13 protein-coding genes are annotated in these 13,572 nt (G+C 67.9%); 7 read left to right on the top strand and 6 right to left on the bottom strand.

Going from position 1 to position 13,572, the window contains the following annotated elements; genetic code table 11:
* Positions 1–59 precede the first annotated feature (59 nt).
* Positions 60–863, top strand: coding sequence for a dienelactone hydrolase family protein (locus tag AC1G9L_RS14110; protein ID WP_481069345.1), 804 nt, complete (start codon positions 60–62; stop codon positions 861–863).
* Between the two features lie 200 nt (positions 864–1,063).
* Here the strand turns inward: AC1G9L_RS14110 and AC1G9L_RS14105 are convergent, their stop codons facing one another.
* The gene (locus AC1G9L_RS14105) at positions 1,064–2,062 is read right to left on the bottom strand and encodes a polyprenyl synthetase family protein (RefSeq protein ID WP_209246454.1); all 999 of its coding nucleotides are present in this window, start codon (positions 2,060–2,062) and stop codon (positions 1,064–1,066) included.
* A 281-nt stretch (positions 2,063–2,343) separates the two neighbouring features.
* Here AC1G9L_RS14105 and AC1G9L_RS14100 point away from each other — a divergent pair, with 281 nt between their 5' ends.
* The 5 genes from AC1G9L_RS14100 to AC1G9L_RS14080 all read left to right on the top strand — a co-directional run bounded on the left by AC1G9L_RS14100 (position 2,344) and on the right by AC1G9L_RS14080 (position 7,647).
* Positions 2,344–2,868, top strand: coding sequence for a single-stranded DNA-binding protein (locus AC1G9L_RS14100; protein WP_010341990.1), 525 nt, complete (start codon positions 2,344–2,346; stop codon positions 2,866–2,868).
* Positions 2,869–3,675: 807 nt separating this feature from the next.
* Positions 3,676–4,572 carry a hydroxypyruvate isomerase family protein gene (locus tag AC1G9L_RS14095; RefSeq protein ID WP_481069344.1) on the top strand — a complete coding sequence of 299 codons (897 nt, stop codon included), beginning with the start codon at positions 3,676–3,678 and terminating at the stop codon, positions 4,570–4,572.
* Between the two features lie 30 nt (positions 4,573–4,602).
* Entirely contained in the window at positions 4,603–6,288 is a 1,686-nt protein-coding gene (locus tag AC1G9L_RS14090; protein ID WP_019799361.1) for a GMC oxidoreductase, read from the top strand.
* Positions 6,288–6,860, top strand: a complete 573-nt coding sequence (locus AC1G9L_RS14085; protein WP_019799360.1) for a gluconate 2-dehydrogenase subunit 3 family protein — start codon at positions 6,288–6,290, stop codon at positions 6,858–6,860. Before AC1G9L_RS14090 ends, AC1G9L_RS14085 begins: the two co-directional genes overlap by 1 nt.
* A 43-nt stretch (positions 6,861–6,903) precedes the next feature.
* Positions 6,904–7,647 carry a 3-keto-alpha-glucoside-1,2-lyase-like domain-containing protein gene (locus tag AC1G9L_RS14080; protein WP_019799359.1) on the top strand — a complete coding sequence of 248 codons (744 nt, stop codon included), beginning with the start codon at positions 6,904–6,906 and terminating at the stop codon, positions 7,645–7,647.
* 27 nt (positions 7,648–7,674) lie between these two features.
* Here AC1G9L_RS14080 and AC1G9L_RS14075 read toward each other — a convergent pair whose 3' ends face one another.
* Genes AC1G9L_RS14075 through AC1G9L_RS14055 form a run of 5 tightly spaced genes read right to left on the bottom strand, consistent with a single transcriptional unit; the run spans position 7,675 to position 12,297 of the window.
* On the bottom strand, positions 7,675–7,953 hold the full coding sequence (locus AC1G9L_RS14075; RefSeq protein WP_019799358.1) for a c-type cytochrome: 279 nt from the start codon (positions 7,951–7,953) through the stop codon (positions 7,675–7,677).
* A gap of 36 nt (positions 7,954–7,989) precedes the next feature.
* Complete coding sequence (locus AC1G9L_RS14070; protein ID WP_481069343.1) at positions 7,990–8,844, bottom strand: sugar phosphate isomerase/epimerase family protein; 855 nt, start codon at positions 8,842–8,844, stop codon at positions 7,990–7,992.
* 19 nt (positions 8,845–8,863) lie between these two features.
* Positions 8,864–9,988 (bottom strand): Gfo/Idh/MocA family oxidoreductase, encoded by a 1,125-nt coding sequence (locus tag AC1G9L_RS14065; RefSeq protein WP_019799356.1) that lies wholly within the window; start codon positions 9,986–9,988, stop codon positions 8,864–8,866.
* Positions 9,989–9,999: 11 nt separating this feature from the next.
* Positions 10,000–11,217 (bottom strand): MFS transporter, encoded by a 1,218-nt coding sequence (locus tag AC1G9L_RS14060; protein WP_019799355.1) that lies wholly within the window; start codon positions 11,215–11,217, stop codon positions 10,000–10,002.
* Between the two features lie 27 nt (positions 11,218–11,244).
* A complete protein-coding gene (locus AC1G9L_RS14055) occupies positions 11,245–12,297 on the bottom strand; it encodes a TIM barrel protein (RefSeq protein ID WP_019799354.1) in 1,053 nt (350 codons plus the stop codon).
* Between the two features lie 99 nt (positions 12,298–12,396).
* Here AC1G9L_RS14055 and AC1G9L_RS14050 point away from each other — a divergent pair, with 99 nt between their 5' ends.
* Positions 12,397–13,404 carry a substrate-binding domain-containing protein gene (locus AC1G9L_RS14050; protein ID WP_019799353.1) on the top strand — a complete coding sequence of 336 codons (1,008 nt, stop codon included), beginning with the start codon at positions 12,397–12,399 and terminating at the stop codon, positions 13,402–13,404.
* Positions 13,405–13,572 lie beyond the last annotated feature (168 nt).

Genomic DNA, 13,572 nt, shown 5'->3' with positions numbered 1-13,572 from the left:
ACATCGCGCTGGCGGCGCCTTGCGTACACTCCCGCGCGGGTTCCCACGGGAGAAGGGCGATGCGCACACGTTCGATGATGCGGTGGACCGGGTTGCTTGGATTGGTCTTGGCGCTGCCGCTGCCGGCCTGGGCCGCGATGCAGGCCAAGCCGGTGGAGTGGCAGGTCGGCAAGGACAGTTTCAGCGGCGTGCTGGTCTACGACGATGCCGACCACGACAAGCGCCCGGGCCTGGTGATGGTGCCGAACTGGCGCGGCGTTAACGATTCCGCGGTGGAGAAGGCCAAGCGTCTGGCCGGCGACGACTACGTGGTGCTGGTGGCCGACGTCTACGGCAAGGGCAAGCGCCCGGCCAACGATACCGAGGCCGGGCAGTTCGCCGGTGCGCTGAAGAAGGACCCGGCGACGCTGCGCGCACGCGCATTGGCGGCGGTGGCGGCGCTGAAGGCGCAGGCCGGCAAGGCGCCGCTGGATCCGGCCAAGATCGGCGCGGTCGGTTTCTGCTTCGGCGGCACCACGGTGCTGGAACTGGTCCGTGCTGGTGCGCCACTGGCCGGCGTGGTCAGCCTGCATGGCGGCCTGGCCACCGCGGCCCCGGCGGCCGCCGGCAGCGCCAAGGCACCGGTGCTGGTGCTCAACGGCGCCGACGACAAGAGCGTGAGCCGCGACGACATCGTCGCCTTCGAGCAGGAGATGAACCGCGCCAACGCCGACTGGCAGTTCGTCAACTTCAGCGGTGCCGTGCACTGCTTTGCCGAAGCCGACGCCAACAGCCCGCCGGGCTGCCAGTACAACCCCCGCGCGGCCAAGCGCGCCTACCGGATGCTCGAGGACTTCTTCGAGGAGCGGTTCGGGCGGGAGTAGGGCGGTGCCTCCGGGATTCGGGAGGTGCCTCGCGCTGCGCGCTTGGCGGGATTGGGGATTGGTAAAAGCGGCCCTTCGGCTGCCGTCTAGCTGACCGGTTGGTGTGGCGAGCCCGCAGCGTGTCGGGCGTAAGCCAAGCCGCCGTTGCGAATCTCGAATCCCGACTCCCCAATCCCATCCGGCGCGCCCAGCGCGCCGGATCAATGCTTCCGCGACACCGCGTACCGCGCCAGCCCGCGCAGGGCGGCCACGGCCTCGTTCTCCGGCAGGCCGTCCAGGGCGCGCTCGGCGGCGGCGGCGTAGTCGGCCGCGCGGCGGCGGCTGTAGTCGATGCCGCCGCTGGCTTCGATCGCGGCCAGCACCTCGGGCATCGCGCTGGCGTCGCCCTGTTCGACGATCTGGCGCAGGCGCGCGCGGGTGGCGTCGTCGGCATGGGCCATGGCATGGATCAGCGGCAGCGTGGCCTTGCCCTCGGCCAGGTCGTCGCCCAGGTTCTTGCCGAGGTCGGCGGCGTCGGCGGTGTAGTCGAGCACGTCGTCGGCGATCTGGAACGCATAGCCCAACTGCATGCCGTAGTCGTACAGTCGCTGCTGCACGTCCTCGCTGGCGCCGGAGGCCAGCGCGCCAAGCCGGGTGCCGGCGGCGAACAGCACCGCGGTCTTGCGCTCGATCACGCGCAGGTAGGCGGCTTCGTCGGTGTCCGGATTGTGCACGTGCAGCAGCTGCAGCACCTCACCCTCGGCGATGCGGTTGGTGGTGTCGGCGAGCAGGCGCATCACCGCCATGCTGTCCAGTTCCACCATCAGCTGGAAGCTGCGCGAGTACAGGAAATCGCCGACCAGCACACTCGGCGCATTGCCCCACAGCGCGTTGGCGGTGCTGCGGCCGCGGCGCAGATCCGATTCGTCCACCACGTCGTCGTGCAGCAGGGTCGAGGTGTGGATGAACTCGATGATCGCCGCCAACTGGTGCTGCATCGGCCCGCCGGCGCCACAGGCGCGGCCGGCCAGCACCACCAGCATCGGCCGCAGGCGCTTGCCGCCGGCGGAGACGATGTGGTCGGCGATCTGGTTGATCAGCACGACGTCCGAGGCCAAGCGGCGGCGGATCAGGGCGTCCACCTCGGCCATGTCCGGCGCGGCGAGCATCTGGATCTGGGGCAGGCCCAGGGCGGAGCTGGGGGATTCGGCGATGCTCATGCGGACAGGACTGGAAACGTGCGCAAAGTATAGGGTGCGCGGCCACATCCGTCCCGCGGTAGGGCGGCGCCGGGGCCCGAAGGCTTGCCCCAGCTGGCTTTGCAGCGCCCTTCGGGGCGCGCGCAGGCAGGATTCCGACAGGCCGATGCGGCGTTTTCCGGGGCGCCGGCGGGCGCCTGGCGCAGGCCGGCCCAGCCCGGCAATGTTAGGATTGCTTCCCGAAATCTTCTTTACCGCTCTGCGCGCCCCCGGCCCGCGGAGACCCCAGACGGAAGCAGCTCATGGCCCGCGGCATCAACAAAGTCATCCTCGTCGGCAACCTCGGCAACGATCCCGACACCAAGTACACCCAGGCCGGCATGGCCATCACCCGCATCAGCCTGGCCACCACCAGCGTGCGCAAGGACCGCGACGGCAACCAGCAGGAACGCACCGAGTGGCATCGCGTGGTGTTTTTCGGAAAGCTCGGTGAGATCGCCGGCGAGTACCTGCGCAAGGGCAGCTCGGTCTACGTCGAAGGCTCGATCCGCTACGACAAGTACACCGGCCAGGACGGCGTGGAGAAGTACTCCACCGACATCGTCGCCGATGAGATGCAGATGCTCGGCGGCCGCGGCGAGGGCGGTGGCGGCGGCATGGGCGGCGGCGACCGTCCGCAGCGCTCGGCGCCGCCGCGCCAGGAGCGTTCCGGCATGGGCGGTGGTGGCGGTGGCGGCGGGCAGGATTACGCGCCGCGTCGTCAGCAGCCGGCCCCGCAGCAGTCCGCACCGATGGACGACTTCGCGGATGACGATATCCCGTTCTGATTCTTGGTGGTTCTGCGATGCAGACAAACCCCGGCAAGCCAGTGTGCTTGCCGGGGTTTTCTTTTTGCACGAGATGGTTTCCTTTGTGCGGGCCTGGGTTCTGTGTTCTGCGCGGAGAGGGTGTAAACGAGGGGCGATGGGCAATCGGGGTGAGCCCAAGCGTGCGTGCACGCGGCGAGTGTCCCGCTGTTCTCGCCTTCGCTGAACCGCGTTGATCGCCGAGCGCGGCTTCGCATGCCATCGCCTCGCGCAACACCTTGGCGCGGTGTCTCGTGCCGAATGCATGCTGTCGCTCATGCAGGCCGGCGTGGCCGGACGGACCAGGCGGCGTAGGAGCGGCTTCAGCCGCGACCGCTTTCCCGGGAAAGCCTGTCGCGGCTAACACCGCTCCAACGAAAAAGCACATTGGCGGCGCTTGCCGCTACGCCACGATCCACGCTCAATGAATGCGCGTGGCGGCGTGGTAGGGATGCCTGAGACGCCCAGTCGAATCCGCCATCCCAGCCACCTTGCAGGCAGTCGAACGCCATGGGAGTGCGGCTTCACCGGCTTGTCGCCATGCTTCGCTGCGTGACCATGTCACGCGCATGGTCGCCAGCTCTTCGCTGCATATCCGCTCGGCTACCTCCTCGTGCAACGCCGGGCTCCATCCTCGTCATGCGGCGATCAACGCGACGACGTTGTGCCATGCAGCATGGGTTTTCGTGCACCGCGTCTTGCAAAAAACTCATTTCCTCCCGTATGGTTCAATCGATTGAATAGCGGCGATTCTTCAGCGTTTGAACCGGTTGGGAGGCCGGAAGGTGGATGTCTATCCATTCGATCGTACCGGCGCCGGCCTCGGGGTTCACGAGGCGAGACGCGCTGCGCATGGCGGTCGCCGGGAGCCTTGGCCTTGGGGCAGTGGGCATGTTGCCGGCACTCGCTGCCGCCACGCCGCTCAAGGGCAACCTGAAGCAGTCCGTCGCCCGCTGGACGTTTCCGCAGGTGTCGGTCGCACAGCTCTGCCAGGTGGTGAAGGGCCTCGGGTTTGCCGCCATCGATCTGGTAGGGCCGGCGGATTGGCCCACGCTGAAGGCGCACGGAGTGCACAGCGCGATGTGCAACGGCGCGGAACTCGGCCTGGACAAGGGCTTCGCCGGCCGCCAGTTCCACGATGAGCTGGTCGCGCGCTACACGCGGCACATCGACCTGGTGGCCGATGCCGGCTACCGCAACCTCATCTGTTTTTCCGGCAATCGGAACGGCATGGATCCGCAGGAAGGCATGGCCCACGCCGAAGCCGGGCTCAAGCGCATCCTCGGCCATGCCGAGAAGCGCGATGTCGTGCTGGTGATGGAGCTGCTGAACTCCAAGGTCGATCATCGCGACTATCTGTGCGATCACTCGGCCTGGGGCGTGGAGCTGTGCCAGCGGATCGGCTCGGACCATTTCGGCCTGCTGTACGACATCTACCACATGCAGATCATGGAGGGCGACATCATCGCCACCATCGGCAAGCATCACGCGTGCTTCAAGCATTACCACACCGCCGGCGTTCCGGGCCGGCACGAGATCGGGGACGCTCAGGAGCTCCACTATCCCGCCATCTGTCGCGCGATCCGCGACACCGGTTTCGATGGTTATCTTGCCCAGGAATTCGTTCCCACGGCGCCGGATCCCGTCGGCTCGCTGCGCGAGGCGATCCGCCTCTGCGACGTCTGAAACGCTATCCACCCAGGTGAAGTAGAACCCATGGCAGACAATCATTACGACGCCATCGTCGTTGGCTCGGGAATCAGTGGCGGTTGGGCGGCGAAGGAGCTGACCGAGAAGGGACTCAAGGTCCTGATGCTGGAACGCGGACGCAACATCGAGCACGTCAAGGACTACGTCAACGCGATGAAGGAGGCGTGGGACTTTCCGCATCGCAACCGCCCGACCCAGGCCATGAAGGCCGCTCATCCTGTGCTGATGCGCGATTACGGCCTGGTCGAGAACCTGCAGGGGATGTGGGCCGACGAACAGGAGTCGCCCTATACCGAGATCAAGCGATTCGACTGGTTCCGCGGCTACCACGTGGGCGGCCGCTCGCTGATGTGGGGACGGCAGAGCTATCGCCTGTCGGACCTGGATTTCGAGGCGAACCTCAAGGACGGCATCGCCACCGATTGGCCGATCCGTTACGCCGACATCGCGCCCTGGTACGACCACGTGGAGAAGTTCGCCGGCATCGCCGGCACGCGCGAGGGACTGGACGTGTTGCCGGACGGCGAGTTCCTGCCGCCGATCCCGCTGAACATCGTCGAGAAGGACGTCGCCGCGCGGATCAAGAAGGCCTTCGGCGGCACCCGACACCTGATCCACTCGCGCACCGCCAACATCACCCAGCCCAAGGTCGAGCAGGGCCGCGTCAACTGCCAGTACCGCAACAAGTGCATCCTTGGCTGTCCCTTCGGCGCCTATTTCTCGACCCAGTCGGCCACGCTGCCGGCGGCGATGAAGACGGGCAACCTGACCCTGCGGCCGTTCTCGATCGTCAAAGAAGTGCTCTACGACAAGGACCGCAAGCGCGCGCGCGGCGTGGAGATCATCGACGCCGAGAGCGGACAGACCTACCAGTACACGGCCAAGGTCGTCTTCCTCAACGCGTCCTCGTTCAACTCGACCTGGCTGCTGATGAATTCGGCCACCGACGTGTGGGACGGCGGCCTGGGGTCGTCGTCCGGCGAGCTCGGGCACAACGTGATGGATCATCATTTCGGCGCCGGTGCTTCCGGCCGGGTCGAGGGCTACGAGGACAAGTACTACTTCGGCCGTCGTCCCTGCGGCTTCTACATTCCGCGGTTCCGCAACATCGCCGCGGACAAGCGCGGCTACCTGCGCGGCTTCGGCTACCAGGGTGGCGCCAGCCGCACCGGCTGGTCGCGCGAGATCGCCGAACTGAACATCGGCGCCGACCTGAAGGAGGCGCTGACCCTGCCGGGCGACTGGCGCATCGGCATGACCGGCTTCGGCGAAATGCTGCCCCACCACGACAACGCGATTCGCCTGGATCCGCAGCGCAAGGACAAATGGGGGCTGCCGGTGCTGGCGATGGACGTGGCCATGCGCGAGAACGAAAAGGCCATGCGCAAGGACATGGCTGCCGACGCCGCCGAGATGCTGGAGGCGGCCGGCGTCAAGGACGTGAAGATGCACGATTCCGACTACGCGCCTGGCAAGGGCATCCACGAGATGGGCACCGCGCGCATGGGCCGGGATCGCAAGAACTCCGTGCTGAACCAGTACAACCAGGTGTGGGACGCGCCGAACGTCTACGTGACCGACGGCGCCTGCATGACCTCCAGCGCCTGCGTGAATCCTTCGCTGACCTACATGGCGCTGACCGCACGGGCCGCCGATCATGCGGTGCGCGAACTGAAAGCGGGGAACCTGTGATGGAACGTCGCGAACTGCTGAAGATGATCTTCGCCGCCACGGGCGCGGCCATGGTCGGCCTGCCCGCGCTCGTGCATGGCCAGGCACCGGCCGCTGGGGCGAAGGCGCTGTTCACCGCCGCGGATATCGGCACCCTGGACGAGATCGCCGAGACCATCCTGCCGCGGACCAAGACGCCGGGGGCGAAGGACGCCGCCGCCGGCGCGTTCATGGCGAAATTCGTCACCGACTGCTACACCGCCCGGCAGCAGGCGACGTTCCGCGCCGGTCTGGCGGAGATCGACAAACGTGCCGGCGGCCGATTCGTCTCGCTCGCGCCGCAGGCGCGCACCGAGTTGCTGCGCACGCTGGATGCGGAGGCCAGGGCGCACGCCATCGACGTGACCGATACCGGCACCGCCGAATCGGCGGACGCGATGCCGCATCCCTTCACGATGATCAAGCAGCTGACCATCTTCGGTTTCTTCACTTCCGAGATCGGTGCGACCGACGTGCTGCGCTACGTTGCCGTGCCGGGCCGCTACGAGGACATCACCTATGTCCACGGCACGCCTGCCTGGGCAACCAGTTGATGCACCGCCACGCTTCGCCATCCCTTCCTTGCCTGGAAACACGATGACCAGATCCCTGCTGATGGCGGCCTGCCTGCTGGCCACCGCGCCTGCGTTGGCGCAGGCCGACGCCGACCCCGCGCGCGATCCGACCAAGACCGAAGTGTGGAAGCCCGTGCCCGCGATGGTGGCCACGCCTGCGGGCCGCGCGCCTTCCGACGCGATCGTGCTGTTCGATGGCAAGGATCTGTCGGCCTGGGAGTCGGAGCAGGGCGGACGCGTGCCCTGGAACGTCGCCGACGGCGCAATGACCGTGGTGCCGGGCAGCAAGGGCATCCGCACCAAGCAAGGCTTCTGCGACATCCAGTTGCACGTGGAATGGCGTACGCCCACCGCGACGCGCGGATTCGATGGCCAGCAGCGCGGGAACAGCGGCATCTTCCTGCAGGAACGCTACGAGTTGCAGGTGCTCGACAGCTACGACAACCCCACCTATGCCAACGGCCAGGCCGGTGCCATCTACAAGCAGGCCATTCCGCTGGTGAATGCCTCGCGTGCGCCGGGCCAGTGGCAGGCGTACGACATCATCTGGAAGGCGCCGCGCTTCTCGCAGGGCGGCGGACTCACGTCGCCCGCCCGCATCACTGTCCTGCACAACGGCGTGCTGGTGCAGAACGACACGGTGCTGTCGGGCAAGACCGAGTACATCGGCGCGCCGTCGTATGCGCCGCATGCCTGCGCACCGATCCTGCTGCAGGAGCACGACTCCAAGGTCAGCTACCGCAATATCTGGGTGCGCGAACTGTAGGGGCCGCGCCCAGTCGACACGGGTCGCCTACTGCGCCAGGAAGCTGGCAAGGTCGTCCACGTCCTGCTGCGACAGCTGCGAGAACGGCGGCATCAATCCGCCGCCGTTGCGGATCTTGTCCTTGATCTGCGCGAGCTGCAGTCGCTTGCCCACGTCGGTCAGCGCAGGGAAGGTGGGCGGGACGCCGGCGCGATTCGCACCGTGGCAAGCCGTGCAGTGGTTCGCGTAGAGCTGCGCGCCGGCCGTCGGGTCGCCCTTGGCCCACGCCGTGCTCGCCAGCGTCGTCCCCATCAGCACCACGGTCATCGTCAGGATCCTGTTCAAGCGGGACTCCTCTGCTGACTACCGCGGCTTGGCGGCGGGCAGGTGTTCACGCAGGTACTCGGCCCCGGTCTTGATGACGGTGGCCGGGTCGCGCGGCTGGTCGTGCTCGATGATGTACCACTGCACGCCGCTCCCCGCCGCGGCAGGCAGGATCGCGCTCCAGTTCAGGACGCCCTTGCCGACCGCGGCGAAGCCGCCTTCGTCTGCGGCCTGGCCTTTCGGTGCGTTGTCCTTGGCATGAACCGCGAACATGCGGCCCTTGAACTTGCCCAGCATCGCCGCCGGGTCGTAGCCCGCACGCGCGACCCAGGCCAGGTCCAGCTCGCTCTGGAGGTCGGGGCCCGCCGCGGCGAACAGCACTTCCAGGCCGGTCTTGCCATTGAAGTCGACCAGTTCGAAATCGTGGTTGTGATAGGCCAGGCGCATGCCCTTGGCGCGCACCTGTTTCGCGAGCTGGCCCAGTTCCTTGCCCAGTGCGGTCCAGCCTGCGGCATCGGTGGGGCGCTCCTTCTGGTCCAGGTAAGGCACCACCAGCGTCGTGTTGCCGATCGAGCGGTTGAAGGCCACCGCGCCGTCCAGGTCCTTGCGCAGGTCGGCCAGTTGGACGTGCGAGGAGATCGCCTTGATCGCATACTTGTCCAGCAACTGCTTGAGTTCCACCGCGCTCACGTTCTGCGTGCCGACCGTTTCCACCGCGCCCACGCCCGCGTCGTGGACGATCTTCAACTGCTGGTCGAGCGAGCCGGCGTTGCGCAGCGTGTACATCTGCACCGCGATGGGGGCCTGCGGACCGGCGACGTCGTGTGCGAAGGCGGGCAGGGCCACGAGGAGCAGCAGTGCGAGGGTTGCGGTTCTGCGTGTCGGTGTGTTCATCAGGAAGTCCTCCCGGGAGTCAGTCGATGGATGTCCAGCCGCGTGTCCTGGCCGATGCGATGACGCGATCGACGATCAGCGCCGAGCGCAGCCCGTCGTCGAAGGTGGGCAGGCCGTCCGGCCGCTCGCCTGCGATGGCGCGGTAGGTGTCGGCGACGAACGCCTCGAAGCAATCGCCGTAGCCCTGCGCGTGCCCGGCCGGCAGCGTCGCCAGCCGGCGTTGTTCGGTGCTGCCGGCACCCGGCCCGCGCACGAAGATCTCCTCGCGCTGGTCCGGCCGGCCGATCCAAAGACGCTCTGCGTCCTCCTGGTCGAACGCGACACTGGCGCTGGCGCCATCGATCTCGAACCAGAGGCGATTGCGGCGCCCTGCCGAGACCTGGCTGACCGTCAACGAGGCCAGCGTGCCCGCGCCGGTTCTGAGCATCGCCATGGCGACGTCTTCGCTCGCGACCGCCTGCATCGCGCCGCCCGCGGCCGGCGTGGTGAAGCTCTGTCCGGTGTTGGTGCCGCGCTCGGCGATCACCGTCGCGAATGCCGCACTGACCTCGGCGAAGCGCTCGCCGCTCACCCATTCCACCAGGTCGCACCAGTGCGAGCCGATGTCGGCGAACACGCGCGATGTGCCGCCCAGGGTCGGGTCCACGCGCCAGTTGTTGCTGGCCGGGTCCAGCAGCCAGTCCTGCAGGTAGCTGCCGTGGATCAGGCGCAGCGGCCCCAGTTCGCCCTGGGCGATGCGGGCGCGCGCCTCGCGGACCACTGGGTGGTAGCGGTAGACGAAGGGCACCGTGGCGACCAGCCCGGTCGCGCGGGCCAAGGCCGCCAGCGCCCGCGCATCCTCCAGCGTCGTGGCCAGCGGCTTCTCGCAGATCACGTGCTTGCCGGCGTCCAGCGCCGCCTGCGCCATGGCGCGATGCAGATGGTTGGGTGTGCAGACGTGCACGACCTGCACCTGCGGATCGGCGACCACCTCCTCGATATCGCGATAGGCATGCGGGACATCCCACGATTGCGCCACCTCGCGTGCGCGCTGCGGGGACGAGGCGGCGACGCCGCGGACCGAGGCGCCGGCCAGCAGTGCCGCGCGACGGTGCACGGCGCCGATCATGCCGGTGCCGACGATGGCGATTCCAAGCTTGGGCATCGGTGGGATCCTCAAGACGCGGAAGGGGCAGCCGCGACGGCGGGCCGGTCGCGGAACAGCAGCAGGAAGGCGACCAGCACCACCAGCGCCACGCCGGCCGGGAACAGCCAGATCTGCCGCCAGTCCGGGCCCGCCGCGGTGGTGTAGTGCTCCACCACGGCGCCGGACAGGAAGGTGCCGATCAGCATGCCTACGCCGTACGTGGCCAGGGTGATGAAGCCCTGTGCGCTGCTGCGCGCGGCGGGGCCGGCATGCGCATCGGTGTAGATCTGGCCGGTGACGAAGAAGAAGTCGTAGCAGATGCCGTGCAGCACGATGCCGATCACCAGCAGCGAGAAGCCGCCGCCCGCATCGCCGAAGGCGAACATCGCATAGCGCACCACCCACGCCGCCATGCTCACCGCCAGCATGGTCTTGACTCCCAACCGCACGAACAGGAACGGCATGGCCAGCATCAGCAGCACTTCGGACACCTGGCCCAGCGATTGCAGGCCGGCCGCGCCGCGCACGCCGAGATCGTTGAGGTAGGGGTTGGTGAAGTTGTAGTAGAACGCCAGCGGGATGCAGATGGCGATGGACGCCAGGAAGAACACCAGATAGGAGCGCGACTTGAGCAGCCGCAGCGAATCCAGCCCCAGGATCTGCCCCAGCCCGGCGTCGCGCTGTCGCGCCAGCGGCGGCGTATGCGGCAGGGTGAAGGCATACAGGCCCAGGGCCAGCGAGGCCATCGCCGCCATCCGGAAGGTCAGCTCGAGCCGATGCGCCTGCTCCCAGCCCAGCCAGCCGATCAGCACGCCGGCCACGATCCAGCCGACGCTGCCGGCGACCCGTACCGGCGGAAACTGCTTTTCCGGCGCCTGCATGTGCCGCATCGCCACGCTGTTGGCCAGTGCCAGCGTCGGCATGAACAGCAGCATGTAGCCCATGACGCAGGCGAAGAACACGCTGAAGTCGGTCGCCGTGGACGCCAGCCACATCAGCACCGCACCGGCGAGGTGCAGCACCCCCAGGATGCGCTGCGCCGCGAAGTAGCGGTCGGCGATCAGGCCGACCAGGAACGGCGCGACGATGGCGCCGATGGACTGGCTGAGGAACGCCGTCGCCACCTGGCTCGCGCTGGCGTGCAGCGGCCCCTGCACCAGGTAGGTCCCCAGGGTCACGAACCAGGCGCCCCAGATGAAGAACTGCAGAAACATCATCGCGCCCAAGCGCGACATGGTGTGCGTCATGGCGTCCCCTCCCAGGGCGGCAATGGCTCAGGTCCCCAACATGCGGCGCAGCGCTGCCGGATCGGCACCGCTGCCGGCGAAGTCGTCGAAGGCGCGTTCGGTCACGCGGATGATGTGGTCGCGAATGAACGCGGCGCCTTCCCGCGCCCCGTCTTCCGGATGCTTCAGGCAGCACTCCCACTCCAGTACCGCCCAGCCCGGGAAATCGTATTGCGCGAACTTGGAGAAGATCGCCTTGAAATCGACCTGGCCATCGCCGAGCGAGCGGAACCGCCCCGGACGATCGATCCAGTCCTGGTAACCGCCGTAGACGCCGCTGCGCGCACTGGCCCGGTACTCCGCGTCCTTGACGTGGAAGATGCCGATGCGCGCGTGGTAGCGATCGATGAAGCCCAGGTAGTCCATCTGCTGCAGCAGCAGGTGGCTGGGGTCGTACAGGATCTTGGCGCGTGGGTGCTGGTCGACCACGTCGAGGAAGCGCTCGAAGGTGGCGCCGTCGTGCAGGTCCTCGCCCGGGTGGATCTCGAAGCACAGGTCCACGCCGCAGGCGTCGAAGACATCCAGGATGGGGCGCCAGCGCCGGCCGAGTTCGGCGAAGGCTTCTTCCACCAGCCCGGGCGGGCGTTGCGGCCATGGATAGAAATAGGGCCAGGCCAGCGCGCCGGAAAACGTGGCATGCGCCGTCAGCCCCAGGCGCTGGCTGGCCTTGGCGGCCAGCTGCAGCTGCTCCACGGCCCAGGCCTGGCGGGCGGCGGGGTTGCCGCGCTTGTCCGGCGGTGCGAATCCGTCGAACAGGCCGTCGTAGGCGGGGTGCACCGCGACCAGTTGTCCCTGCAGGTGGGTGGACAGCTCGGTGATCTGCAAGCCGTGCCCGGCCAGCATGCCGGCGAGGTCGTCGCAATACGCCTGGCTGTGCGCGGCCTGGGCCAGATCGAACAGATGGGGCGCGCTGGTCGGGACTTGTAGGCCAGAATAGCCCAGGCCCGCGGCCCATTCGGCCAGCGTGTCCAGGCGATTGAAGGGAGGTGTGTCGGCGATGAACTGTGCCAGGAACAGCGCCGGACCCTTGAGCGTCTTCAACGTGATTCGCCCTCATGCAATCGATTGAATCATCCTAGCATGGGCCCCCCGCAAGACCCGTTGTGCACTGCACAGCAGAAAGAAGAAGAGCTCAGATTCATGGCCACAACCATCTACGACATCGCAAAGCACGTCGGCGTCACTGCGGGCACGGTGTCGCGGGCGCTGTCCCGGCCGGAAAAGGTCCTGCCCGCTACACGCGCGCGCATCGAGCAGGCCGCCGCCGCGCTCGGCTATGTCCCCAACACGGTGGCCAGGACGCTCAAGACCCAGCGCAGCGGCAAGCTCCTGGTCACCGTCCCGGACATCGCTAATCCCTTCTTTGCGCAGATCCTGCAGGGCGCGGAGGACGCCGCGCAGGCGGTCGGCTACGCCGTGCTGCTGGGCGATACCCAGCACCAACCCGATCGCGAGGAGCGCTACGCGCAGATGCTCCGGCGCAACGAGGCCGACGGCCTGATCGTGCTCGGCCACCGCCTGCCGCCGACGGCGCGCGCGATCGTCAAGCAGCGGGGTGCCGCCGCGCCGGTGGTCAACGGCTGCGAGTTCGACCCGGCGCTGGGCATTCCCAGCGTGCACATCGACAACGCGGCCGCCGCGGGCGCCGTGATGGACCACCTGTACGGACTGGGGCACGCGCAGATCGCCGCGGTCGGCGGCCCGCCCGACAATCCCCTGCATCAGCAACGCCTTGAAGGGGTCCGGGCCTGCGCCAAGGCGCACCGCCGCCTGCGCAGCCTGACCGTCGTGCCGGGCGATTTCTCCGTCGAATCCGGCCATGCGGCGGCGCTGGCGCTGCTGGGCCGTGCGCCTGCGCCGACCGCCATCTTCTGCTTCAGCGACCAGATGGCGCTGGGGGCCCTGGCGGCCTGTCGGGACCTGGGCATCCGCGTGCCGGACGACCTGTCCATCGTCGGCTTCGACGACCTGGCGTCGTCCCGCTACCTCACCCCCCCGTTGACGACGATCAGGCAGCCCATGCGCGACATCGGGGTTCGCGCGGTCAACCTGCTGCTCGCCATCATCGAGCGAGGGGACGTGCCACCGCAGCAGACGCTGGATTTCAGCTTGATGGTGCGCGGGTCGACCGGCGCGCCGAGGAGGTAGGTGACGGCGGGGATGTGGGGGCGATCGGTTCGATTGGTGCGCGCCGCCGTTTCCGTGGCAGATCAAGGGAGCGCGTTCCCGAGCTGCTGGCCTTGCTGGTTCTCGGCCCTGACGCCGCCGGAGGTCGGTGCCAATGAGCAGTACACCCGTGCCGAGATCCTGGATGTA

The sequence above is a fragment of the Xanthomonas sp. NCPPB 1132 genome (assembly GCF_056629235.1).
The sequence above is the reverse complement of the archived record's forward strand: the minus strand, read 5'-3'. Positions and strand labels throughout refer to the sequence as shown.